At 67.5% G+C, this 22637-nt stretch carries 19 protein-coding genes; 7 read left to right on the forward strand and 12 right to left on the reverse strand.

Annotation, left to right across the window (positions count from 1 at the left end; all coding sequences use genetic code 11):
* Positions 1-40: 40 nt before the first annotated feature.
* Both ACFTWF_RS11630 and ACFTWF_RS11635 read right to left on the reverse strand, forming a co-directional pair.
* Positions 41-934, reverse strand: coding sequence for an HpcH/HpaI aldolase/citrate lyase family protein (locus ACFTWF_RS11630; RefSeq protein WP_378461351.1), 894 nt, complete (start codon positions 932-934; stop codon positions 41-43).
* A 68-nt stretch (positions 935-1002) separates the two neighbouring features.
* Positions 1003-2178: a CaiB/BaiF CoA transferase family protein gene (locus ACFTWF_RS11635; RefSeq protein ID WP_378461352.1), complete on the reverse strand. Its 1176-nt coding sequence runs from the start codon at positions 2176-2178 to the stop codon at positions 1003-1005.
* 261 nt (positions 2179-2439) lie between these two features.
* Between ACFTWF_RS11635 and ACFTWF_RS11640 the strand changes: the two genes are divergently transcribed.
* The 4 genes from ACFTWF_RS11640 to ACFTWF_RS11655 are packed head-to-tail and all read left to right on the forward strand — an operon-like array spanning position 2440 to position 7028.
* A complete protein-coding gene (locus tag ACFTWF_RS11640; protein ID WP_378461353.1) occupies positions 2440-3921 on the forward strand; it encodes an aldehyde dehydrogenase in 1482 nt (493 codons plus the stop codon).
* A 26-nt stretch (positions 3922-3947) separates the two neighbouring features.
* The gene (locus ACFTWF_RS11645) at positions 3948-5342 is read left to right on the forward strand and encodes an MmgE/PrpD family protein (RefSeq protein WP_378461354.1); all 1395 of its coding nucleotides are present in this window, start codon (positions 3948-3950) and stop codon (positions 5340-5342) included.
* Positions 5343-5386: 44 nt separating this feature from the next.
* Positions 5387-5920, forward strand: a complete 534-nt coding sequence (locus ACFTWF_RS11650; protein ID WP_378461355.1) for a cupin domain-containing protein — start codon at positions 5387-5389, stop codon at positions 5918-5920.
* Positions 5921-5957: 37 nt separating this feature from the next.
* The gene (locus tag ACFTWF_RS11655) at positions 5958-7028 is read left to right on the forward strand and encodes a zinc-binding dehydrogenase (protein WP_378461356.1); all 1071 of its coding nucleotides are present in this window, start codon (positions 5958-5960) and stop codon (positions 7026-7028) included.
* A 133-nt stretch (positions 7029-7161) separates the two neighbouring features.
* Here the strand turns inward: ACFTWF_RS11655 and ACFTWF_RS11660 are convergent, their stop codons facing one another.
* Positions 7162-8628: a DUF222 domain-containing protein gene (locus tag ACFTWF_RS11660; protein ID WP_378461357.1), complete on the reverse strand. Its 1467-nt coding sequence runs from the start codon at positions 8626-8628 to the stop codon at positions 7162-7164.
* Positions 8629-9166: 538 nt separating this feature from the next.
* On the opposite strand from ACFTWF_RS11660, the gene ACFTWF_RS11665 reads away from it, so the two are divergent.
* Positions 9167-9463, forward strand: a complete 297-nt coding sequence (locus ACFTWF_RS11665) for a hypothetical protein (RefSeq protein WP_378461358.1) — start codon at positions 9167-9169, stop codon at positions 9461-9463.
* Here the strand turns inward: ACFTWF_RS11665 and ACFTWF_RS11670 are convergent.
* From ACFTWF_RS11670 to ACFTWF_RS11700, 7 genes are read right to left on the reverse strand one after another with little or no spacing between them, the layout of a single operon-like run.
* Complete coding sequence (locus ACFTWF_RS11670) at positions 9432-10778, reverse strand: phenylacetate--CoA ligase family protein (RefSeq protein ID WP_378461359.1); 1347 nt, start codon at positions 10776-10778, stop codon at positions 9432-9434. The genes ACFTWF_RS11665 and ACFTWF_RS11670 overlap by 32 nt on opposite strands.
* A gap of 17 nt (positions 10779-10795) precedes the next feature.
* On the reverse strand, positions 10796-11950 hold the full coding sequence (locus ACFTWF_RS11675; protein ID WP_378461360.1) for a CaiB/BaiF CoA transferase family protein: 1155 nt from the start codon (positions 11948-11950) through the stop codon (positions 10796-10798).
* Positions 11947-12738, reverse strand: a complete 792-nt coding sequence (locus ACFTWF_RS11680; RefSeq protein ID WP_378461361.1) for an enoyl-CoA hydratase/isomerase family protein — start codon at positions 12736-12738, stop codon at positions 11947-11949. Before ACFTWF_RS11680 ends, ACFTWF_RS11675 begins: the two co-directional genes overlap by 4 nt.
* A 43-nt stretch (positions 12739-12781) precedes the next feature.
* Positions 12782-13903, reverse strand: a complete 1122-nt coding sequence (locus ACFTWF_RS11685) for a CaiB/BaiF CoA transferase family protein (RefSeq protein ID WP_378461362.1) — start codon at positions 13901-13903, stop codon at positions 12782-12784.
* Positions 13904-13927: 24 nt separating this feature from the next.
* Entirely contained in the window at positions 13928-15094 is a 1167-nt protein-coding gene (locus ACFTWF_RS11690; protein ID WP_378461363.1) for an acyl-CoA dehydrogenase family protein, read from the reverse strand.
* A 10-nt stretch (positions 15095-15104) separates the two neighbouring features.
* A complete protein-coding gene (locus ACFTWF_RS11695) occupies positions 15105-17054 on the reverse strand; it encodes an AMP-binding protein (RefSeq protein WP_378461364.1) in 1950 nt (649 codons plus the stop codon).
* A 51-nt stretch (positions 17055-17105) separates the two neighbouring features.
* Complete coding sequence (locus ACFTWF_RS11700) at positions 17106-17570, reverse strand: MaoC family dehydratase (protein ID WP_378461365.1); 465 nt, start codon at positions 17568-17570, stop codon at positions 17106-17108.
* 232 nt (positions 17571-17802) lie between these two features.
* Between ACFTWF_RS11700 and ACFTWF_RS11705 the strand changes: the two genes are divergently transcribed.
* Both ACFTWF_RS11705 and ACFTWF_RS11710 read left to right on the forward strand, forming a co-directional pair.
* Positions 17803-19110 (forward strand): MFS transporter, encoded by a 1308-nt coding sequence (locus ACFTWF_RS11705; RefSeq protein WP_378461490.1) that lies wholly within the window; start codon positions 17803-17805, stop codon positions 19108-19110.
* Between the two features lie 185 nt (positions 19111-19295).
* Positions 19296-19589 carry a WhiB family transcriptional regulator gene (locus tag ACFTWF_RS11710; RefSeq protein ID WP_378461366.1) on the forward strand — a complete coding sequence of 98 codons (294 nt, stop codon included), beginning with the start codon at positions 19296-19298 and terminating at the stop codon, positions 19587-19589.
* 87 nt (positions 19590-19676) lie between these two features.
* Here ACFTWF_RS11710 and ACFTWF_RS11715 read toward each other — a convergent pair whose 3' ends face one another.
* Positions 19677-21104 (reverse strand): MmgE/PrpD family protein, encoded by a 1428-nt coding sequence (locus ACFTWF_RS11715; protein WP_378461367.1) that lies wholly within the window; start codon positions 21102-21104, stop codon positions 19677-19679.
* A gap of 49 nt (positions 21105-21153) precedes the next feature.
* Complete coding sequence (locus ACFTWF_RS11720; RefSeq protein WP_378461368.1) at positions 21154-22617, reverse strand: aldehyde dehydrogenase family protein; 1464 nt, start codon at positions 22615-22617, stop codon at positions 21154-21156.
* Positions 22618-22637: the final 20 nt, after the last annotated feature.

Below are 22637 nucleotides of genomic sequence, written 5' to 3' on the forward strand. Positions count from 1 at the left end.
ATTCCGTTGCGAGGCTTCGCCGCGATCGGTGCGGGACGGGTCAGGCGTGGGCCATGACAGCTTCGGCCTGCGCGATGATGCCCTCGGCGGTCTTCACGTGGGCGATGTCGATGTGCTGGCCCTCGAAGTCGACGGCCGCGCTGCCTGCGGCCTCGGCTACCTTGAACGCCTCGATCATGCGGCGGTAGAAGTCGACCTGCTCGGGGGACGGCGTGAACACGTCGTTGGCGATGGCGATGTGCGACGGGTGGATGCACACCATGCCGCGGTAGCCGAGCTGCTTGTTGTCCAGGCAGAACTGACGGGCACCGTCGAGGTCCTTGATGTCTTGCCACACGCCGGCGACGGGGTGGTGCAGGCCTGCCGCGCGGGCGGCCAGGACGAGTCGACTCCGCAGGTACAGGGTCTCCAGGCCCGCCGGGGTGAATTCGAAGCCGAGTTCGCGTCCCACGTCCGCGCTCGGGCCGGTGGCGCCCAGCAGGCTGGAGATGCGCGGGGTGGCGGCGGCAATCTCCTCGCAATGCGCCATCGAGACCGCGGTCTCGTAGCTCACGATGAGTCCCACGCTGCCCGCCTCGAGCCCCTCCCGGGCCTCGATGTGCGACACCACGGCGTCGATCCGCACAAGTTCCTCGGCGTCGAAGACCTTGGGCAGGAACAGACCGGTCAGCCCCGGCCGGATCACCGCCTCGAGGTCACCGCCCTGGATCCCGGTCACGAACGCATTGGGCCGCACCCACACGTCGGCGCGAACACCCTCGGCGTGCAGACGGTCGATGGTGGCGGCGGTGACGCCACGCGCCTCGTCCTTGTCGGCGACGGGAACCGAGTCCTCCAGGTCGAGGATCAGGGCGTCGGCACCGGAGGCCAGCCCCTTGTCGGCCCAGGAAGGCTTGTGACCGGGCACGAACAGCATGGAACGGTACGGATTCATGAACTCTCCTCAGTAGTGAGTACGGGAAGTAGTGGGTGTGCGAAGTAGTGGGTGTGCGAAGTAGCGGGTCAGGATTCGTCGGCGTAGAGGACGCCGGACGCCAGCAGCTCGTCGACCTTCTCGGCGGAAAGCACCTCGCCCGCCACCGAACGGGTATCGGCGCCGACCTTGGGCGCACGGTCACCGCGGTCCGGGCGCTCGCCGTCGAACGTCCACGGCGGCCGGATCAGGGCCAGGCCGTCTGGTTGCCACTCGACCAGGTCCAGGTGCTCGACCTGCTCGTGCTCGAGGTAGCCGGTCATCGACAGCACTGGCGCGAACGGCACGTCGGCCTCGGTGAGGACCTTCTCCCAGTGGTCCTTCGACTTCGTGGCGAACTCCGCCTCGACGATCGGCACCAGCTCGAAGTAGTTCGACTCCCGCGGGCGGTATTCGGCGAACCGGGGATCCTCGGCCAGGTCCATGCGGTCCATCGCTCGGCACAGCGACTGCCAGAACTTCTGCGAGGACGACAGGTGGACGGCCAGGTACTCGCCGGTCGACGTGGGGACGCAGAAGTTCTGCGCCTGCGGATGCCGGCTCGTGCGGGCCGGGTTCCTGCCGAGTTCGAAAGACTGCGTGATGCCGTCGATGGTCAGTGCGCTGACGGCCTCCATGATCGACGTTTCCATCCGCTGCGGCTGCCCGGTCTTCAGCCGCCCGACGAGGGCGGCAAGGACGCCGGTTGCGGTGCTCAGTCCGGTGACGAGGTCCGCGCTCAGGCCACCGGCCAGCTGCGGGTGGTCGCCGTCGCTGAACAGCGAGTACAGGCCGCCGAAGGCGTGGCCGATCGTGTCGTAGGCGGGACGGTTGGCCAGCGGACCGCCGGCGCCGAATCCGGTGACGGACCCGTACACGATGTCGGGGCGCAGCGCGCGGCAGTCCTCGGGGCCGAGCCCCATGGCCGCCACCTTGCCCGGGCGCAGGTTCTCGAGCACCACATCGAAGTGCGGCACCAGCGCCTTGACCAGCGCGACGCCCTCCTCCGACTTCAGGTCGACCGACAGACTGCGCTTGCCGGTGTTGTACTGCCGGAAGTAGGGGCTGGCGTCGTTCTGGTGGCGCCGGAAGTCTTCTCCGACCACCGGGCGCTCGACTTTGACCACTTCGGCGCCGAGGGCGCACAGCATCGACGTCCCGAACGGGAGCGCGATGTATCCCCCGATCTCGAGGATCCGAATACCGTCGAGCGGCTTGTGCTGCATGTTGCCTCGCCTTCGTCAGCAAAATATTATATATCGTTTACAGTGGGGTCAAGCCCCGCCGAATCGGGGTACCCCATCGAGGCGACTCCCAGTCGGGTGGATCACGGCAAGGCACTTCCATGGAGCTATGCAACATTATATACTTTGCATGGTGCAGCTCACATATCGAGCAGAAGGCTCCGCCCACCAAGCCGGACACTTCGGTCCCGCCTGCGATCCGGACCATTTCCACCCCTTATCGACCAAAGAAGGAGCAGCACCGTGAGTGTGCAGACAGAAATTTGGCAGGGACAGTACGACAAGCTGTTCATCGGCGGACGGTGGGTGCAGCCGGCATCGGAGCGCACCTTCGACGTGATCTCGCCGGCCACCGAAGAGCTCGTCGCGCGCGTCCCGGAAGGCGTCGAAGAAGACATCGACGCGGCGGTGAACGCGGCACGCGAGGCGTTCGACAAGGGGCCCTGGCCGCGGATGGCACTCGAAGAGCGGATCGCGGTCCTCCGGAAGCTCAGCGCGGAACTCGCCGCGCGCGAGGCCGACGCCGCCAGGCTCGTCAGCGCCGAGATGGGATGCCCGATCACCCTGTCCACGAAGATGCAGTCCATCGGACCGCGCCTGCTCCTGGACTCCTTCCTGGACCTCGCCCCCGCCTACCCGTGGGCCGACACGCGGTCGTCCGCCACCGGCAGCGCGCTGGTGACCCGGGAGCCGGTCGGGGTCGTCGCCGGCATCGTGCCGTGGAACGCCCCGCTGCTCATCACCATGATCAAGCTCGCCCCGGCACTGCTGGCGGGTTGCACCATGGTCATCAAGCCCTCCCCCGAGACCCCGCTCGACGCGTACCTGCTCGCCGACATGCTCGACGAGATCGGCCTCCCCGCCGGCGTCGTGAACATCGTCCCCGCGCAGCGCGAGGCCAGCGAATACCTCGTGCGGCACCGCGGCATCGACAAGGTCTCCTTCACCGGATCGACGGCCGCGGGCCGGCGGATCGCCTCACTCTGCGGCCATGACCTGCGCCGCGTGACCCTGGAACTCGGCGGCAAGTCCGCCGCGGTCCTACTCGACGATGCGGACCTCGACGCCGCGGTCGCCGCCATCCGCGCGGTCTCGCTCCGCAACAGCGGCCAGGTGTGCAGCAACAAGACCCGGATCGTGGTGGCGCGCTCGCGGCGCGACGAACTCCACGACCGGCTGGGGGACCTGATCCAGTCGATGCCCGTCGGTGACCCGTTCGACCCCGCCACGGAGATCGGCCCGATGGTCAGCGCCAATCAGCGGTCCCGGGTCGAGGGCTACATCGACGACGCGAAGGGATCCGGGGCCTCTCTGCTGGTGGGCGGCGGACGCCCCGACGGTCTCGACCGCGGCTGGTACGTCGAGCCCACGATCTTCACGGACGTCGACCCTGCCGCGAAGATCGCGCAGGAAGAGATCTTCGGCCCCGTTCTCACGGTGCACACGTTCGACACCGAGGCCGAGGCGATCGACATCGCCAACAACTCGGAGTACGGCCTCAACGGATCGGTGTTCGCCGCCGACCCCGAGCACGCGCTGGCAGTGGCACGCCACATCCGCACCGGCACAATCGAAGTCAACGGTTGCCCGGCGGGCTTCAGCGCCCCGATGGGCGGTTTCAAGAACAGCGGCATCGGCCGCGAGGCGGGCCTCGAGGGCTTCGACGCCTACGTCGAGCTCAAGTCCTACGGAATCCCGGGCGGCCTGCTCGGTTCGCTCTCCTGACCCAGATCTACCGAAAGGCAACACAAATGGGCAACATTCCCCCCGTCGAAGAAGCTGCCGCCCGGCTCGTCACGGATCTGACCTTCGACTCCATCCCCGCCGACGCGCTCGCCGGTGCGCGCCGCCTGATGCAGGATCAGCTCGCCCTTCAGGTCGGAAGCGCCTCGCTGCCCTGGAGCAGGGCACTACTCGAGCTGACGCGCGCGGCGCACGTTCCGGGCAAGGCGCACGTCGCCGCAACGGGCGACGAGATGAGCGCCGCGGACGCGGCATTCGTCAACGCCTCATTCGGCCACGGCTTCGAATACGACGACGCCCATCGGGCCAGCTCGTCGCACCCGGGCAGCTGCGTCGTGTCGGCCGCGCTCGCCGTCGGTGAGGAACTCGGCGCCACGATGCGCGAGGTGATCACCGGCATCGTCGCCGGCTACGAGGTCTACACCCGCATCGGCAACCTGGCCGCGCCCCAACTGCTCGAGCGCGGCTTCCACCCGCACGGGTTGCTGTCGAACTTCGGTTCGGCCGCCGTCGTCGCGAAGATGCGCGGCTTCGACGTCGAGACGACCGTGCATGCGCTCGCCATCGCCCTCAGCCACGCGTCGGGCACCACCGAGTACACGTCGTCCGGTGGCTCGATCAAACGCATCCACTCCGGCATCGGCACCCGCAACGGGATCCGCGCCGCCGAGATGGCCGCCGCGGGCATCACCGGTCCGACGACGTTCCTCACCGGCGGGAAGGGCTTCTACCGCACATTCGTCGGGCGCGCCGTCGCCGACGACGCCGCGGCCACGTTCGGCCTCGACAAGACGTTCGAGATCACCCGCGTGTGGGTCAAGCCCTACTGCTGCTGCGGCATCAACCACGCCTACATCGACGGTGCCCGCCAACTCGGTGCCCGCGCCGCGGACGTCGACTCGGTGCTGCTGGGCATCCAGACCGGCGGCGACGTGGTGATCGGCAACAAGAATGCGAACGCCTACGCCCCGAAGATCATCGAGCACCTGCAGTACAGCCTGCCGTTCCAGTTCTCGCTGTCGCTGCTCGGCAAGGGCAACGGCTTCCGCACCCACCACGAGTACATGGCCGGCCGGCTCGACCTCGGCGCCGGCAGCGACGTCGCCGCCCTCGCCCAGAAGGTGAAGATCGAGGTCAAGCCCGAACTGGACACCGCCTACCCCGGCCGATGGGTCGGCGACATCACCGTCAACTACACGGACGGCACCAGCGAGAGCCTGTTCGTCGACAACCCCACTGGCACCGCCGAGAACCCGATGTCGCAGGAAGACCTGGACGCGAAGTTCCGCGACCTGACGGCGACCGCGATGGGCACCGAGTCCAGCGAAGCCCTGCTGCACGCCATCCAGGGCGGCGATCTCGACCAGCCCGCGTCCGACTTCGCAGCCCTGCTGCACGTCTGACCCTCGAACGACACCCACACCAGCCCCACCACAAGGAGTGAACGATGAGCGGAGAACACCTCAACGCCCAGGCCCGTGTCGTGCTGACCGGCCTCGACGCCGACGGTAAGTCGGCCTTCATCTCGGACGGCAACACCACCACCCGCACCGCCCAGCCGGGCTTCACCGTCATGGACGTCTGGCAGTTCGACAGTCTGCCCGTCGACGTGCTTGCCCCGTCGACCCTGGGCGCCGACCCCGTCATCGACCCGCCGAAGAACGGCCTCGTGGTCCGCCTCGCCAGCTTCCCGCCGGACTCGGAGTTCGACGCCAAGGGCTACAAGGAGTCGCTGGACGCGTTCCACGGCGCCGACTCGCACGACGGCGACGCCAGTACCGAAGGCGGAGTGTGGCATCTGACCGACACGATCGACGTCGTCACCGTCCTCACCGGTGAACTGTGGGCCGTCACCGAGACCGGTGAAACCCTGCTGAAGCCGGGCGACACGGTCGTCAATCGCGGCATCAAGCACATCTGGAGCAACCGGACCAGCAAACCGGTCCTGATCATCGCCACCATGATGGCGGGCACCCGATGAGCGTCGTACCCCCCACGTACCGGATGGAGACCTCCTGATGCGCGGTGTAGTTTTTCGCGGTAATCGCGAACTCGAAATCCTCGACTTCCCCGATCCCACACCGGGACCGGGCGAGGTGGTCGTCGAAATCAAGGCGTCAGGCCTGTGTGGCAGCGACCTGAAGTTCTACCGTGACCCACCGGAGGCGGCGCTCAAAGCACTCGGTTTCAAGGACTTCGCCTCACGGGGCCTCGGCGAGAATCCGGCGATCATCGCCGGTCACGAACCGTGCGGCGTCGTCGCCGAGATCGGACCGAACGTGGACCCGCGCGCGTTCACCGTCGGTGACCGCGTCATGGTGTTCCACTACAAGGGCTGCGGATTCTGCGACCTCTGCCGCACCGGCTGGACCCAGATGTGCACCCACGGCGCCACGATCTACGGCGCCACCGCGCACGGCGGTCACGCCACCTACATGGTGGTCCCGGCGGAGACCCTGGTGCCCATGCCCGAAGAGATCAGCTTCTCCGCGGGCGCCGCAATCGCTTGCGGCACAGGCACTGCCTTCGGCGCACTCCGGCGGGCGGACGTCACCGGGCGAGACACGGTCGCCGTGTTCGGACTCGGCCCCATCGGCCAATCCGCCATCCAGTTCGCCTCCGCTCTCGGCGCCGAGGTGATCGCCGTCGACATCGCCGCGGACCGCCTCGCGCGGGCCGCGGAACTCGGTGCGCACCACGTCGTGGACTCCAGCAGCACCGATGCGGTGGAAGCGATCCGGGAGATCACCGGTGGTCGCGGTGCGACCGTGTCGATCGAAAGTTCCGGCGCCCCTTCCGCACGCGTCGCCGGCACCCGGTGCCTCGGCCCGTGGGGCCGCATCGCGCTGGTCGGCCTCGGCGGAAACATCGAACTCGACGTGTCACCCGACATCGTGATCAAGCAGATCTCGATCATCGGCTCCTACACGTTCTCCAACGTCGGGATGGGCGAGTGCGCCCGCTTCGTCGCCAAGCACGGCATCGACGTCGACGCGCTGTTCACCGACCGCTGGAAAATCGAGGACGCGGAAACCGCGTACAAGGAGTTCGACCAGCAGGTGCGCGGTAAAGCCGTGATCGAGTTCTGACGCGGCAGTGTTCTCACGCTGCCGTGTCTTGTCACGGCGGTGGTTTGACACGGCGGGTGCCCCGCATCCGAGTGGGGGAGCTCGGATGCGGGGCGTCTGTGGGTGATGGAGTTGTGTTGCGGCGCTGTGCCGGTCAGGCCGTGGCCGGGCCGACCCACCGGTTGTGGGAGGGCAGCGGTTGCCGGAAGGGGTCGACACTGGGTGGTGGAATGAACCACGGGTGCCGGTCTGCGCCCATTTGCACCTCCCACCCGTCGTGGTGGATGAGCCGGTGGTGGAAACCGCACAGCAGGACGAGGTTGTCCATGTCGGTGAGGCCACCGTCGACCCAGTGGACCGCGTGGTGCGCCTCGCACCACGACGCCGGCGCTCCGCACCCGGGGAAAGCGCACCCACCGTCGCGCACGGCCAATGCCCGACGCTGCTTTCTGGTGGCCGTCCTGCTGGTCAACCCGACATCCAGGGGTGCGCCGTGATCGTCCAGAATCACCGTGCTCACCTGCGCATCACACGCCAGATGCCGGGCCGCGGTGATCGTCAGCGGTCCCATCCAGGCCGCCCAGGCCACCCCCGTTTCCGCCAGCACCGCCGCCCAGTCCTCCCCAGAGGTGGGCCGGTCGCCAAAGGTTGGGTCGGCGGGTCCGGATGGACCGGTTGGTCTTGCGCCTGAAGCGTGCGCGCCGGTGCCACCGGTGCAGTCCGTACCGCCCATCCCGCCGGTGCCGTCCGAGCCACGGGCGCCGCCCATGCCGCCCGTTCGTCCCATGCCACCGCGGCGGTCGGTGCCGCGGGTATCGGCGAGGTCTCGCGCCCGCACTTGTACGCTGATGTGGGGGCGTTCGCCGGCTTCGGTGCCGTTCAATCCTGCTGCGAGATAGCGGCGCAGCAGTTCGGTGAGCGCGTCGGCACGCCGCCGTCCCGGGGTGCGCTCGTCTCTAGCCCCGTCTGCGGCCGGCCGGGGTGCGGCCAGCTTCGACAATGCGGTCAGCAGCATCTCGCCGGTCACCGCATCCAGATCACCTTTGACCGACACCCGTCCGTTCAGGGTCTTCGACGCGTGCAGTTCGTTGCGGTCGAGGTCCTCGCTCGCGGGGTGCTCGTCGCTTTCGAAGATTCGCTCCACCTTCGCGATGCCCTCCCGGATCAGGTCCGTGCGGGCCTGTGATCCGTCCGCTGCGGCCAGCAACGCGTCCAGTACCGGACCCAGCGCGCTCAGCGGCATTCCTTTCGGCAGTCGTTCACAGAACCGTAGAATCAGCCCCGCGTGATCCGCGGAGATCTTGCAGCCGTACAACTTTTCGGCGACCTCAGGTTGTGCCCGCAGCCCTCGCGCCAGGTTCACGATCCGTCCTGCCGCCCCCGGTTCGAGCATCGTGTGCGCCGCCAGCCACGCCTTCGCATTGGGATGGCCCAGCACGTCGACCCGGCAGCGCGAATCCACCGCGTCCATCAGTCTCACCCGAATCGCCTCGAGGCGGGTGATCTCCGCGGACACCGCCAGCACCGTCTCGAGCAACTGCGCCTCGGTCAACCGCAGCGTGTCGACGTCCGCCGGATCACCGTCCGGCAACGCCCCCTGAGTTCTCTCCCCGGCCCCCATGCATCAAGACTAGATCGAACACCAGTTCGAGTCAAGAGAATTTTCGCACTTCTCCTGTGCCGAAACATATTCGGCACGGCGCAACCGAACCCCGATATGGATGCACAGCAGAGTGTCCAGATAGTTGGACACTTCCGCCCCCGCTTGCCGGTCTACGTTCAGCATGGCGAAGCGACAGTCCCCGCGCGATCAGGTGCCACTCACCGACACGAGGAACCACGGAGGTTGCATTGACGACTCGGAACCCACAGGCGACCAGACGAATACCGTCGACCCGGGAGCTGCTGCGAGTACGAATACGTACGACTGCAATGGCGACCGGACTTGCTGCGGCCATGACCGTCGGCGCTGTTTTCATGCCCACAGCTGTTGCCGCTCCCACAGCCGGCGCGGCTCCGGCGGACGATGCGACGGGATCGAGCTATCGTCTGGTCGGCGGCACGGGTTCGTCGAACATCGGAGTGTTGAGCGAATCGAACGGCCGGTTGACGTCGTCGGCCTGTACGGGTGGGTCGGTGCGGGGCGCGGCGAGGTCGCGATGATCATCAGCGGCATCACGAAGCGTCGTCGTCTCCGCGGTGGCACGGTGCAGCTCAACGGAAAACCGGTCCGCTTCCGGACACCGCGTCACGCCCGCCGGGCCGGCATCGTCTACATCACGGAGGACCGCAAGGCCTCCGGCTTCTTCAGTCATCTGACCATCGCGGACAACATCTACCTCGGCCACCTGTGCAGTGCCCTCCGGCTGCCGTTCCTGTTCCGTCCCCGTGTCCGGAAGACGGTGGCGCAGCGGCCACGCCCCGTCAGGGCACCCGTTCGATCAGGTTCACCTTGATGTGGTCCGGTCGCGCGAGCGTGAGTTCGGGCACGAGCTCGACCACCGCCTTGACGCCCAGCGCCGACCGGACCCTCTGTTCGATCGTCGACCGCAGTTCGTCCTGCTGCTCGGCACCGAGTCCGTCGGCATGCTCCACGATCAGCACGAGAGGTTGCTGGGTCGAATGCCCCTCGAAGTCGACGCGAATGCGCATCTCGCCGGTGGTGGCCGGCGCCAGCTCCGACACCAGTTGCTTGACCGCGGAGGGAAAGAGGTTGATACCGCGCACGATCAGCATGTCGTCGGTCCGGCCGACGCACCGCACCTTGTACCCGGTGCGGCCACACGCGCAGTCGGTGCCGGTGACCACGACGTGGTCGCGGGTGCGGAACCGCAGCAACGGCGACGCCTGCCGTCGCAGCGCCGTGTACACCAGCTCGCCCCGGGCGCCGGCGACGGGCGCGACGATCTCGCCGGTCTCCGGGTCGATCAGTTCGGCCACCATCAGGTCCGGGGAAAGGAAGTGCATCCCGTCGCCGGCCTCGCATTCACCCCAGTAGATACATGCGATGTCGGTGCCGCCGAGCATCTCCCGCGACGTCGCGCCCCACAGCGACTCCAGCTTGCCGCGGACCGCGGGCAGGCCGCCGCCCGGCTCCCCGCCCACACTGATGGCGCGCACGCCCAGATCGCGGGCGGGCCGCCCGAGGATCGCAGGTGCCTGTTCGGCCAGATAGGCCAGGAAGTTCGGCGTGCCGATCAACGCGTCAGGCCGCTGATCGGCCTGCACCCGCAGCAGTCGCTCGGCGCCGGCCTCGGCACCGATCGGAATATCGACGATGCCCATGTACTGCGCCATCTGTACCACCGGGATCCCGCCGACGAACCCCTTGCTCATTCCGAATCCGTGCAGCAGCCGGTCGCCGGGGCGAAAACCATTGGCGTACAGTGCTCGCGCTCCGAGTTCGCACCAGACGTCGATGTCGCGCCGCGTCAACCCGACGTAGGACGGGCTGCCGGTGGTGCCGGACGACGCCTGGATCTGCACGATGTCGGCGCGAGCGGCCGCGACGTGGCTGCCGAGCGGAGGCGTCGCCGCCAGGCTGTCGCGCAGCTCCTGTTTCTCGGTGAACGGCAACTCGGCGAGGTCCGCCACCGTCCGCACCCTGGTGATGTCGACCGAATGCGCCGCGAACTTCGCCGCGTAGAACTTGCTGCGGGCGGCGAGATAGTCGAGTTGCTCGCGCAGGCGCCGGTTCTGCAGCGCCGCAGCGTCGCCCGGCGCGAGCGACTCGACCGCGCTCCAGAGCCGTGCCGAATGGGGAACAGCCATGCTGCGATCCTTTTCCTCTACTCGAATTCAGCCCGGATGGCGTCGGTGTGCGCACCGAGTTCCGGCACCGATCCGCTGCGCACCGGCCACCCGACCGCGACAGCAGGTGGGAGCAGCGCCGGCACCGGGCCGGATGGGGTACCCACCTCGCGCCACCGTCCACGCTCGACCAGCTGCGGGTGCTCGGCCAGGTCGCGCACGCTGTTGAGCCGGGCGTTGCCGATCCCCGCGGCGTCCGCCGTCTTCTGAATCTCCGCCAGCGTGTGCTCCGCGCACCACGCGCCCACGACCGCGTCCACTTCGTTACGCGCCTCGACACGATCGTCGTTGTGCGCGAATCGCGGTTCGTCGGCGAGCTCCGGTCGGCCGATCATCTCGGCGAGGCGTCGCCACTCGCGGTCGTTGGTGGTCCCGAGCACCGCGGTCTGGTCGTCGGAGGTGGGGTACGCGCCGTAGGGCGCGATCATCGGCGACCCCATGCCGACGGGCACCGGCTCGGTACCGGCGTGGATCACCTGGTTGAGAGCGAACCCCATCATCTCGGCGACGGTGTCGAGCATGGCGATCGGGATGACCGCTCCCCGCCCGGTGCGTTCCCGGTCGTACAGCGCGGCCAGCACCGCGGAGTACGCGTACAACGCCGTCCCGACGTCGGCCACCGGAATGCCCGGCTTGGCCGGATGCCCCGGTGCGCCGGTGATGCTGCACGACCCGCCCTCGGCCTGGATGAGCAGGTCGTACGCCCGCTTGTGGTCGAGGGGACCTCCCTTCCCGTAACCGGAAATGTCCACCACGATCAGACGCGGATAGCAACGCGAAAGTTCAGCGGTTCCGATTCCCAGCCGATCGAGCGCGCCCGGGGCGAGATTGCTGACCACGACGTCGGCCGTGTAGAGGATGTTCCGGAAGATCCCCACGTCGGCGGCCGACTTGAGGTCCAGCGTCGCCGACTCCTTGCCGTGGTTGAGCCAGGTGAAGTGCGCAGACATCCCACCGACGACGGAGTCGTACGCCCGCGTCGAATCGCCGAAGCCCGGCGCCTCCACCTTGATCACCCGGGCACCGAGGTCCGCGAGATGGCGCGTGCACAGCGGCGCCGAGATCGCCTGCTCCAATCCGACGACGGTGATGCCGGCGAGCGGGCCCTGCCTTTCCTGTTCGGTTCCGCTCACGAGAACTTCGGCTCCCGCTTCTCCCGGTGCGAGGACACGCCCTCGACCACGTCGGGACCACCGAAGCCGTAGAACTCGAGCCCCAGCGACGCATCGAAGATCGGCATCGCCTGCCGGTACCAGCCGTTGAGCGCCATCTTGGTGCCCTGGATACCGGCCCGCGAGCCGGCGGCCAGCTTCCGCGCGATCTCCATCGCCCGGTCCTGTACCTGATCGTCGTCGACGCACAGCGACACCATGCCGATCCGCTCCGCCTCCTCGCCGGTGAGCACCTCGTTGGTGAGCAGGTGGTACTTGGCCTTCGCCATGCTCATCAGCAGCGGCCAGCAGATGGCGGCGTGGTCACCCGCGGCGACACCGAGCCGGACATGACCGTCGACGATCTTGGCGCGACGGCCCGCGACCGAGATGTCTGCCAGCAGAGCGGCGACCAGACCGGCGCCGGCAGCTGGTCCGTTGATCGCGGAGATGATCGGCTGCGGTACCTCGATGATGTTGCGCACCAAATCGCGAGCCTCACGCATCACCCGGGTCCGCGACGCGAAGTCGCCGATCATGGCCTCGACGAGGTCGAAGCTGCCGCCCGCAGAGAAGGCCCGCTCACCGGCACCGCGAATCACGACGGCGCGCACCGACTCGTCGAGCCCGATCACCGGCCAGATGTCGGCCAGCTCGCGGTGCGCGTCCGGGCCCACCGCGTTGAGGTTCGGCCCGTCCAGCACGATGCGGAGAATGCCGTCTTCCGGGCGGTCCACCTTCACGGACGTGAAGTCCTCGTAGCTGGTCACGACTACTTCCTTTCCACATTTCTTCTCGAGTAGAGCGGTTCGGTCAGGCACCGAAGCCCCACCGCGACGCGACGTCCGTGGTCGCGACGGTGCCGACCCGCGGAGTCTGGGGTTCCCGCGCAGGTGTGCCGCTGAAACGCGGCGCGGGCATCGGATGGAGAACACCGCCGACGGTCCGGTACACGCCACGCTGGGTGTTGTGCGGATCCGCCGCGGCCTCGTCGAATGTGAGCACCGGGGTGACGCAGGCATCGGTACCCGCGAACACCTGCTCCCATTCGTCACGCGTGCGGCACTCGACCGCGTCGCCGATCAGCTTGCGCAGGTGCGGCCACGACGCACGATCGTTCTGGTCGGGCCAGTCGCCGGTATCAGGGCCGAGGCGCGAGACGAATTCCCGATAGAAGTCGGGTTCGAGCGCTCCGACGGCGATGTACCCGCCGTCGGCGCAGCGGTAGGTGTCGTAGAACGGTGCCCCGGAGTCGAGGAAGTTCGTCCCCGGATCGTCCGAGTAGAGGCCGGCCGCGCGCAGTCCCTGCAGCTTCGCGGTCAGTGCCGCGACGCCGTCGACCATGGCGGCGTCGATCACCTGGCCTCGCCCCGTGCGGGCGGCGGAAACGAGTGCGCACGCGATGCCGTACGCCCCCATGGCGCCGCCCGCCGCGTAATCGCCGAGCAGGTTGATCGGCGGGCGGGGCGCACTGTCCGACCGTGCCATGGCATGCAACGCGCCGGACTGCGCCACGTAGTTGATGTCGTGTCCGGCGTCCCGTGACCGGGGACCGGTCTGTCCGTAGCCGGTCAGCCGCACGTACACGAGTCGCTCGTTGCGCGCCATCACCTCGTCCGGTCCGAGCCCGAGCCGTTCGGTGACGCCGGGCCGGTATCCCTCGATGAAGACGTCCGCGGCCTCGGCCAGGCGCAGCACACTCTCACGCCCGGCCGGATCCTTGAGGTCGACGGCCACCGCGTCGACGCCGCGGTTGACGACGTCGACTTCCTCGGTCAGACCGTCCGTCTGGCTGAGCGCGCGCGCCGACCGGTTGGGCGGCCGCACCACCCGGACCACGTCGGCTCCCATGTCGGCGAGCAGCATCGAGACGTACGGCACCGGGCCCATTCCCGCAAGCACCAGCGCCCGGACTCCAGCCAGCGGACCGGTCATCGTCACACTCCTTCGTCGGTGGGCTCAGTACGACCGCGGCAGGCCGAGCACCTGCTGCGAGACGTAGTTGCGCACCATCTCCTGCGAGAACGGCGCGTTGCGCAGCAGTCGCACCTCCCGCCACAGCCGCTCGATGTGGTACTCCTTCGCGTACGCGTACCCACCCAGCGTCGAGAACACGCGGTCGCATGCTTCGAAGCCGGCCTCGGCGCCGAGGTATTTCGCAGCGGCTGCCTCGTGCCCGCATTCCTGCTTGTCGTCGAACAGTTTCGCGGCGTGCATGGCCATGCGCTCGGCTGCCTCGAGGCGAATCCACGAGTCCGCGAGCGGGTGGGCGACGGCCTGGTTCTGGCCGATCGGGCGATCGAACACCACCCGGTTCTTCGCGTACTCGGTACCGATATCGAGGGCAGCACGACCGAGGCCGATGCCCTCCATCGCGACGACGATGCGTTCGGGGTTGAGCCCGTCGATGATGTAGTAGAAGCCCTTGTCGACCTCTCCGACGACGTCTTCGTCGGCCACGAACAGGTTGTCGATGAACAGTTCGTTGGTGTCGATGGCCGCGCGGCCGAGCTTGTCGATCTCGCGAATCGTGACGTGCTTGGGGTCGAGTTCGGCGAAGAAGATCGTCATCCCGTGCAACGGCTTGTCGTCACGACGCGGCGACGTGCGGGCCAGCAGCAGGATGCGGTGCGCGTTCTGGGCGTTGGTGATGAACACCTTCTGCCCGTTGATGACCCAGCCACCGTCGACCTTGGTCGCCTTCGTCTTGATACGCGACGTGTCCACGCCGGCGGTCGGTTCGGTGATGCCGAACGCGGTGAGCATCTCCCCCGACGCCAGCTTCGGGAGATACTTCTTCTTCATCTCCTCCGAGCCGTACCGGACGATCGGCGCCGGCGGGAAGACGTAGAAGTGGATCGCCGAGCCACCGCTCATACCGCCGCCGGAGGACGCGATCTCGCCCATCATCACCGCGGCCTCCTGGAGGCCCAGGCCGATTCCGCCGTACTCCTCCGGAATCATCGCGCCGAGCCAGCCGCCGTCCGCGAACGCCTTGATGAAATCCCACGGGTATTCGTGCTTGCGGTCCTTGTCCAGCCAGTAGTCGTTGTCGAACTTCCGCGCCAGCTCGCGAGTCGCCTTGCGGACGATCTCGATGTTGCTCTCGGTATCGAAGTCTGCCATCTCAACTCTCCTAGTCTTCGCCCGCGTACACGGGGATGTCCTCGAGCGGCGTCGCCGGGTCGAGCGACGACATGTCGCCGATCGGGGCACCGATGAACCGCGACCGGATGGCGCGGCGCATGATCTTTCCGTTCTTCGTCTTCGGCAATGTCGGCACCGCATAGACTTCGGGCGCAAAGGATTTGCCCGCATTGGCCAACGCCGTCGCCTGCAGGTCGTCGCTGTCGACACCGTCGGCGCGCAGAACCGCGAACGCCACCGCCCGCTGACCGCGCATCTCGTCCGGCACGCCGATCACCGCGACCTCCGTGATCCTGTTGTCGCGCAACAGAGCGGCCTCGATCTCGGCAGGCCCCACCCGGCGTCCGGACAACTTGATCGTGTCGTCCGAGCGGCCGTGGATCCGCCACATGCCGGCGGTGTCGATGCTCGCCAGGTCGCCGTGTACCCAGATGCCGTCCCAGCGGCTCCAGTAGGTGTCGAGGTAGCGGTCCCGGTCCTGCCAGAACGCGTGCGTCATCCCGGGGAACGTATTGAGCACCGCCAGTTCGCCGATCTGGCCGACCACCGGTTTGCCGTCGTCGTCGAGCACCGCGGCGTCGACACCGGGCAGCGGTCCGGTGAAGGCCGCGGGCGCGGCGGGCAGGAACGGATAGCCGACGAGGATTCCACCGCCGACCTCGGTGCCGCCGCTGTAGTTGACGATCGCGCGCTCTCGCCGGCCGACCTCCTCGAACAGCCAGAACCACGTCGGCTCGTCCCAGGCTTCACCGGTCGATACGAACGTCTTCAGGGTCGGCATCTCCGGGGCGGTGCCGTCGCCCGCCGCCTTCAGTGCGCGTGCCGCCGTCGGCGCGATGCCCTGCACGGTGACGCCGTTGCGGTTCACGATCTCCCACATACGATTCGGCGTGGGATGGGTGGGAAGACCCTCGATCATCACGATGGTCGCGCCGAGCTGCAGCGGGCCGGTCATGAGCATCGGGCCGACGAGCCACCCGAGGTCCGTGATCCAGGAGACCACGTCGTCGGCGTGTACGTCGAAGCCGTAGGCGAAGTCGACCGCGGTCTTGGCCGCGAAACCGCCGTGCGAGTGCACGATTCCCTTCGGCCTGCCCGTGGTGCCAGACGTGTAGACGATCGTCAGCGGGTCGTTCGACTCGGTGGCCGCCACATCGACGGGGTCCGGATCGGCGGGCAGTTCGTCGTAGTAGACGTCGCGGCCGGCCTGCATCGGCACGTCGGTGCCCAGGTGCCGGATCACCACGACGGAGCGGACCGACGGCGCCTGGGCCAGGGCGGCGTCCGCGGTCGCCTTCATCTCGACGACCTTGTCGCGGCGGGTCGTGCCGTCTGCGGTCACCAGGAGCACGGCGTCCGAATCCTGCAGCCGCGTGGCCAGGGCGTCGGGCGCGTATCCGCTGAACGTGGGTACCGCGACCGCGCCGATCATTGCAATAGCGAGAAAGGCCACGGCTGCCTCGGGCACGACCGGCATGAACAGCACCACGCGATCGCCGCGGCGCACGCCCAGCCCCGCGAGGTGCGCCGCGAACCGGCTCACCTCCGCCGCGAGTTCCGCGAATGTCAGCGTGCGCCGCTGTCCCCCGTCGCCTTCGTAGACCACCGCAGTCTTGCCTGCGAGGTCACCGCGGGCATGCCGGAGGGCCGCCAGTTCGGCGACGTTGATCCCGCCGCCCGGGAACCATTTCGGGAACTCCGTGCCCTCGGACTCGTCGAGCACCCGGTCGAACGGCGTCGTGAACGCGACGTCCAGGTCGGCCAGCGCCTCGCGCCAGAACCACTCGGGGTCGGCGACGGCGCGACGGCCCAGTTCGGCGACAGCGGTGGCATCGTCGCCGAAGCCCCAGCTCTTCATCGCCGCGAGCAGCCTCGCGCGTTCGCGCACCGCGGGGCCCGGAACCCAGGCCATCTCCTCGGGCTGGCTACTGATGCCCATTTCCGTGTTCTCCTCGTCTGGGACTGTCGGTCGTCCGGTCGGGGTGTGCGATCAGGACTGCTCGTCGACCGACTTCTTGAGCATCAGGCCGACGCGGGTGGCGTCGCACACGATCTCGTCACGCTGGTTGAGGCCGTAGTGACGGAAGGTGATAATTCCGGAGTCGTTGCGGCTCTTCGACTCCCGGGCCGAGACGATCTCGGTGCGCACGTGGATGGTGTCACCGTGGAACACCGGCTTGGGGAACTTGATCGAGTCGAAGCCGAGGTTGCCGAGGGTGGTCCCGTAGGTGGTGTCGTGCATCGAGATACCGGCAACGAGACCGAGAAGGAACAGGCTGTTCACCAGACGCTGCCCGTGAATGGAGTCCTTGCTGTACTCCGCATCCAGGTGGAGCGGTGCCATGTTCAGGGTCATCGTGCTGAACAGGACGTTGTCAGTCTCGGTCACGGTGCGGCGCACCTCGTGATCGATGACCATTCCCGGCGCGAATTCCTCGAAGTACAAACCCGGCATGTGACGTCCTTTCTCTCGAGCGACGACGAGTACGACCGTCGGTCGCTGCATTACGTAGCCTCACTGTAGAAGAAATATATTATGCATGCAATACCTGGATGTTTCGTGCCCGATGTATTGCGCATTCTTCTCCACTTGTGAATAGTATATGATGCACAACACACAGTGTTGATGGTGTGATCTCGATAACCAGACCGAAGGGCACCCCCACGTGAACAACAAAGAACACCTGATGACGGACCTCGCGTCCACGCACGTGCCCCGGCCCGGGCCGACGACGGAGCCTCGCCGGCTGACCGCGTGGGGCATCACCGGAATGCTCGTGGTGCTCTACCTCATGAACGCATCCGACAAGGCGGTGTTCGGCCTCATCGCACAACCGCTCAGCGAGGATCTCGGGCTCAGTGCGTCGCAGATCGGCTTCACCGGCAGCATGTTCTTCCTCGCCTTCAGCTTCGGAGGCTTCTTCGCGGGGCCCATCAACAAAGTTCTCGCGCTCCGCTGGTCCATCGCGATCATCGCCGTGCTGTGGGGCGTCGTGATGCTGCCGCTCGTCATCTGGGCGACGTTTGCGGTGCTGCTCGCGAGCCGGATGCTTCTCGGCCTCACGGAGGGGCCGACGTCCGCACTGCTGCACACCGCTGCCTACTCGTGGCATGCGCCCGCGAAACGAGGGCTGCCGAGCGCACTCATCATCAGCGGAAGCATGCTGGCCAAGATGGCCGTCGTGCCGATCCTCGCGCTCGTGGTGGCCGAATATGGTTGGCGAGCAGCGATCCTCGTTCTTTCGTGTGCGACCGCACTGTGGTGCGTCCCGTGGCTTCTGACCTGGCGACCCGGCCCCTACACCGTCGGTGGCAAGCACACCGAGGCCGACGACACCGACAGCGAGCCGGCAGTCAGCTGGCGCCGCCTGCTCACATCGAGAACCTTCGTGTCCGCCGTCCTCGTCGCGATGAGTGCCTACGCGCTGATGACCGTCGTGCTCACCTGGCTGCCGTCGTACTTCGAGCAGGGGCTGGGCTACTCCAGGCTCGAGTCCGGCACCCTGTTCGCCGCGCCCAGCGTTGTCGGACTCGCAACGCTCGTCGGCGGCTCCTGGCTGAGCGACCGCGGGATCAGCCGCGGCCTGTCCATCCGCCTGGTCCGCGTCGTCGTGCCGTGTGTCGGCGTCATCGTCGCCGGGGTGTTGCTGCTGAGCCTGCCGACCCTGGGGTCTCCACTTCTTGCAGTCTGCGCGGTCTCCGTGGCATACGGGCTGGTGGTCGCGATATTCCCGCTGCTCAACGCCGCGGTCATCGCAACCTGCCCGCCGCGCCAGACAGCCGGTGTCATCGGCGCCTTCTTCGCGCTGCAGGCGATCGGCGGGATCATCGGCCCATGGTCGATGGGGATCGTCGTCGACGCCTCGGCGACGAAGATCGACGGATACCAGGCGGCGTTCCAGTACCTGGGCATCGTGGGTGCCGTCGTCGCGATCGCCGCGCTGATTCTCGCCGACCCTGCGCGTGATCGCGAACTCCTCCGCGTCACCCGCTGACCCCAGACCATCCGCTGCGAATTCCGGATTGTGCCCAGCACCCTGGCAACCGTCAGTAGTGCTGGGCACAAACCGTCTGCCGGCCGATCGGGGATGCTCCGGTCGGTTACACCTCCCCTTCATTTAATATATGATGTTTTAGTGGACGGCACGACAAACCTCGTCGAACGATCGGAGTGTGTCCTGTGAGAACATCGCACGCCGCACCGGATGACGATGTCACCCCGGAGGAATGGCGGCTGCGCGCGCGTTGCCGCGGAATGGATATCACCGTCTTCTACCTCGACGAGAACGGCAAGAGTTCCCAGCTTCAGCGTGAGCGCATCGCAAAGAATATTTGCCGACGGTGCCCGGTGATCACTGAATGCCGCGAGTATGCCCTCAATTTCGGTGAACAGCACGGCGTGTGGGGTGGATTGACTCCGCGGGAACTCGGCGCTGCGAGAAAGTGGAGCCGCTGGCAGAGGAAGCCGGGGTAGCGATCGATCGCATACCACTGCGCCGCCCTTACCGACGAAGTCTTCGGCAAGGGCGGCGCAGTGGTTCGGATCGATCGAGCCGTTCGATCAGGCTGAGGGCGTGGGCCGCAACCGGTTCAGGATGGTCGAGATGTTCTCGACGTTCTCGAGGTCGTACACGGCCTCGATGACGGCGTCCGCGTCGGCGTCGCTCACCACCCCGTCGATGTTGTGGCGGAATTTGGCGATCAGTTCGTCGTCGGTCATGTAGGTGACCGGATCCGGCGACGGACTGCCCTTGGGGTAGCCGCGTTCGCCGGAGAACTGGGTTCCGCGCGCGTGGACCTCGATGCGCGAGCGGCGTGCGGCCGGGTTACTCGCCAGCGCCGCGGTGTAGTCGGGGTGCTCCTGGAACGTCGTCTTCGTGGTCAGCTCGAGGACGGACGGATCGAGCACCGCTTCCGGCGTCTGCCAGTCCTTGCCCGGGGGAATCCGGTGGGCGGCGAGCGCGAGGCCGTGAGTCATGCTGAACTGCGCATCGCGTGGATTGCGGATGGTCTCGTTGACCCACACCGGCTGCATCACGAAGCTCTCGCCCCAGGCGTTGATGGCCTCGATTTCGTCGGGCTTGATGTCGTTGACCTCGATGATCTCGGTGAGGGCGTCGAACAGCGCGTGCATCACCCGGCAGTGGGGATACGGCTTGAACGACTGGAACGGGGTGAAGGTCCACTCCGCCCCCAAACCCGCGGTGATCGGCGCCGGCTCCCAGCGTGAGGTCCCGATGAATCGGGGGAATCCGTATTCGCGGTCATCGAGCATCTGGCGGTCACCGGTGTGCCCGAGTTCGGCCAGGTGTGCGGCCGTCACCGCCGACAAGGCCATCCCGCCCGCGAGTTGGTACTTGATCGTCGTCGACGGCGCGTGCATCATCCATGCCCGTTGGGTGTTGGTCGGCGTCGTCGAGCCCATGATCCCGAGCGCATCGGCCAGCGTGTCGGCGCTGAATCCCTTGACCACGCCGATCGCCGCCGCCGCACCGAACAGCGTGCTGCTGTAGCCGATGACCTTCGGGATCGTGACCACGCCGTCTTTGATGTCACGCAGATAGTCGGTCGCCTTGCCGATGCGGTACGACATCTCGTGTGCCACGGCGATCGCCGTGAGGAGCCGTTCGCCCGAGGAGTGCAGAGCTTCGGCCGTCGCCAGCGCACCGGGCACGACGTAGGGCGTCACGTGACCGGGCGGCAGGACTGCGTCCTGATCGAGGGCGTTGATCAATTCGGCGTTGGCGAACGCCGCACCGGGCACCGACGTCGTCGTGCCCGTCCCGATGATCGACGCCGAGCCACCCGACCCTCCGAGGAACTGGCCGTGCTCGATGCCCCGGCGCGCGCCCGCGTCGCCGAGCGACGCCACCGCGCAGCCGAGGGTATCCAGCAGAATCCGCTTGGACTCGGCAACCACGTCACCCGGGAGTGATCGTCCCTCCGCGCGGGCGGCGAAATCCGCGAGTTCTTCGACAATTGTTGGCATCAGATCATTCCTCTTGTTCGCTGCGATGGTGGTCGTGACGTCGATGCGGCTACACAGGCCACTGAATGTGCTTGACTTCGAAGAACTCTCGGAATCCCTCTTCACCGCCCTCGCGGCCGATTCCGCTGTGTCCGGGACCGCCCCACGGAGCGTCCCCGCGCATGCCGCCCCCACCGTTGATCGTGACCGTGCCCGAGCGCACGCGGCGGGCGAACGCGAGAGCGTCGGGGGTGGGGCCCCACACGTTGGCGTTGAGGGCGTACTTGACACCGTTGGCCATGCGGACGGCCTCGTCCAGGTCGGTGTACGGCATCACCACTCCGACGGGAGCGAAGAGTTCCTCCTGCGCGATCTCCGCGTCGTTCGAGATGCCGGTCACCAAAGTCGGTTCGAGGAAGAAGCCGTCATCGAGGCCCGGCGGCCTGCCCCCGCCGACAGGTACCTCGGCGCCGGCCTCCCGGGCACGCGCCAGGAACCCCTCCACATTCGCACGGTGTTCGCGGGTGATCAGCGGTCCCAGGACGGTGTCGGGGTGATGGGGGTCGCCGACCGTGAGGCCACCGAGGAACTTGCCCGACCTTTCGACGTACTCGTCGAAATCGGCCTGGGGAACCAGGGTTCGTGTCGTCGCCCCACAGGCTTGGCCGCTGTTGCGGGTGAAGCGCAGCGCGGACGCGGGCACCGCCTTCTCGATGTCGGTGCCGGGCAGCACGATGTTGGGTGATTTGCCGCCGAGCTCGAGGACGACCTTCTTCAGGGTCCGGGCCGCCAAGGTGAGGATCTTGCTGCCGACCGCGGCGGAACCGGTGAACGTCACCAGGTCGACCTCCGGGGCACCGACGACCTGTTCCGTCACGCTCGGCGGACCGAACACCAGGTTGACCGCGCCCGGCGGGAATCCGGCCTCCTCGATCAAACGCATGATCGCGGCCGTCAACAGGACGGCCCGGGGCGAGGTCACCAGGACCGTGGAGCAGCCCGATGCCAGGGCAGGGCCGAGCTTGTACGCGCACATCATGACCGGGACGTTGTAGGCGACCACAGCGGCCACTACACCGGCCGGGTCCCGCACCAGCATGCTGCTGGAGACAATCGGGTCGTGGTGCAGCGGAAGGGGTTGCTCGTACCCGTCCCGCGGACCGCGTGCCGCCGCGTCGGCGAACCACCGGAAGAATCGGACGGGCAGATCGACGTGCAACGTCGCGCCGCTGCTGATCGGGGTGCCGATCTCGGTGGCGGCGAGGTCGATGATCTTCTCGCGGTCCCGCTCGAGCAGGTCCGCCAGCCGGTGCAGCAGGGCACCGCGCTCACCCGGCCCGAGGCGACTCCACTCGCCGTCGTCGAACGCTCGCCGGGCCGCGGACACCGCTGCGGCGGCCTGCCCCCGGCTTGCCGCCGGCGTGACGGCCAGTTCCCGGCCGGTCGTCGGGTTGATCGACCGGATCGCCTCCCCTTCGCCCACGAGCCAGCGCCCGTCGATGTGACACTCGGCGTCGGCAATCAGTGCAGTCATGAATTGGTCCTTTCCCGTCA

Source organism: Rhodococcus sp. NPDC056960 (assembly GCF_042674125.1).
In the GTDB taxonomy this organism is placed as follows: Bacteria; Actinomycetota; Actinomycetes; order Mycobacteriales; family Mycobacteriaceae; genus Rhodococcus_F.

Excerpts from the sequence above, each read along its gene's own strand:
- ACFTWF_RS11630 (WP_378461351.1), bottom strand. The coding sequence starts at position 934 with ATGAATCCGTACCGTTCCATGCTGTTCGTGCCCGGTCACAAGCCTTCC.
- ACFTWF_RS11635 (WP_378461352.1), bottom strand. The coding sequence starts at position 2,178 with ATGCAGCACAAGCCGCTCGACGGTATTCGGATCCTCGAGATCGGGGGA.
- ACFTWF_RS11645 (WP_378461354.1), top strand. The coding sequence starts at position 3,948 with ATGGGCAACATTCCCCCCGTCGAAGAAGCTGCCGCCCGGCTCGTCACG.
- ACFTWF_RS11650 (WP_378461355.1), top strand. The coding sequence starts at position 5,387 with ATGAGCGGAGAACACCTCAACGCCCAGGCCCGTGTCGTGCTGACCGGC.
- ACFTWF_RS11655 (WP_378461356.1), top strand. The coding sequence starts at position 5,958 with ATGCGCGGTGTAGTTTTTCGCGGTAATCGCGAACTCGAAATCCTCGAC.
- ACFTWF_RS11660 (WP_378461357.1), bottom strand. The coding sequence starts at position 8,628 with ATGGGGGCCGGGGAGAGAACTCAGGGGGCGTTGCCGGACGGTGATCCG.
- ACFTWF_RS11665 (WP_378461358.1), top strand. The coding sequence starts at position 9,167 with ATGATCATCAGCGGCATCACGAAGCGTCGTCGTCTCCGCGGTGGCACG.
- ACFTWF_RS11670 (WP_378461359.1), bottom strand. The coding sequence starts at position 10,778 with ATGGCTGTTCCCCATTCGGCACGGCTCTGGAGCGCGGTCGAGTCGCTC.
- ACFTWF_RS11685 (WP_378461362.1), bottom strand. The coding sequence starts at position 13,903 with ATGACCGGTCCGCTGGCTGGAGTCCGGGCGCTGGTGCTTGCGGGAATG.
- ACFTWF_RS11690 (WP_378461363.1), bottom strand. The coding sequence starts at position 15,094 with ATGGCAGACTTCGATACCGAGAGCAACATCGAGATCGTCCGCAAGGCG.
- ACFTWF_RS11695 (WP_378461364.1), bottom strand. The coding sequence starts at position 17,054 with ATGGGCATCAGTAGCCAGCCCGAGGAGATGGCCTGGGTTCCGGGCCCC.
- ACFTWF_RS11700 (WP_378461365.1), bottom strand. The coding sequence starts at position 17,570 with ATGCCGGGTTTGTACTTCGAGGAATTCGCGCCGGGAATGGTCATCGAT.
- ACFTWF_RS11705 (WP_378461490.1), top strand. The coding sequence starts at position 17,803 with ATGACGGACCTCGCGTCCACGCACGTGCCCCGGCCCGGGCCGACGACG.
- ACFTWF_RS11715 (WP_378461367.1), bottom strand. The coding sequence starts at position 21,104 with ATGCCAACAATTGTCGAAGAACTCGCGGATTTCGCCGCCCGCGCGGAG.
- ACFTWF_RS11720 (WP_378461368.1), bottom strand. The coding sequence starts at position 22,617 with ATGACTGCACTGATTGCCGACGCCGAGTGTCACATCGACGGGCGCTGG.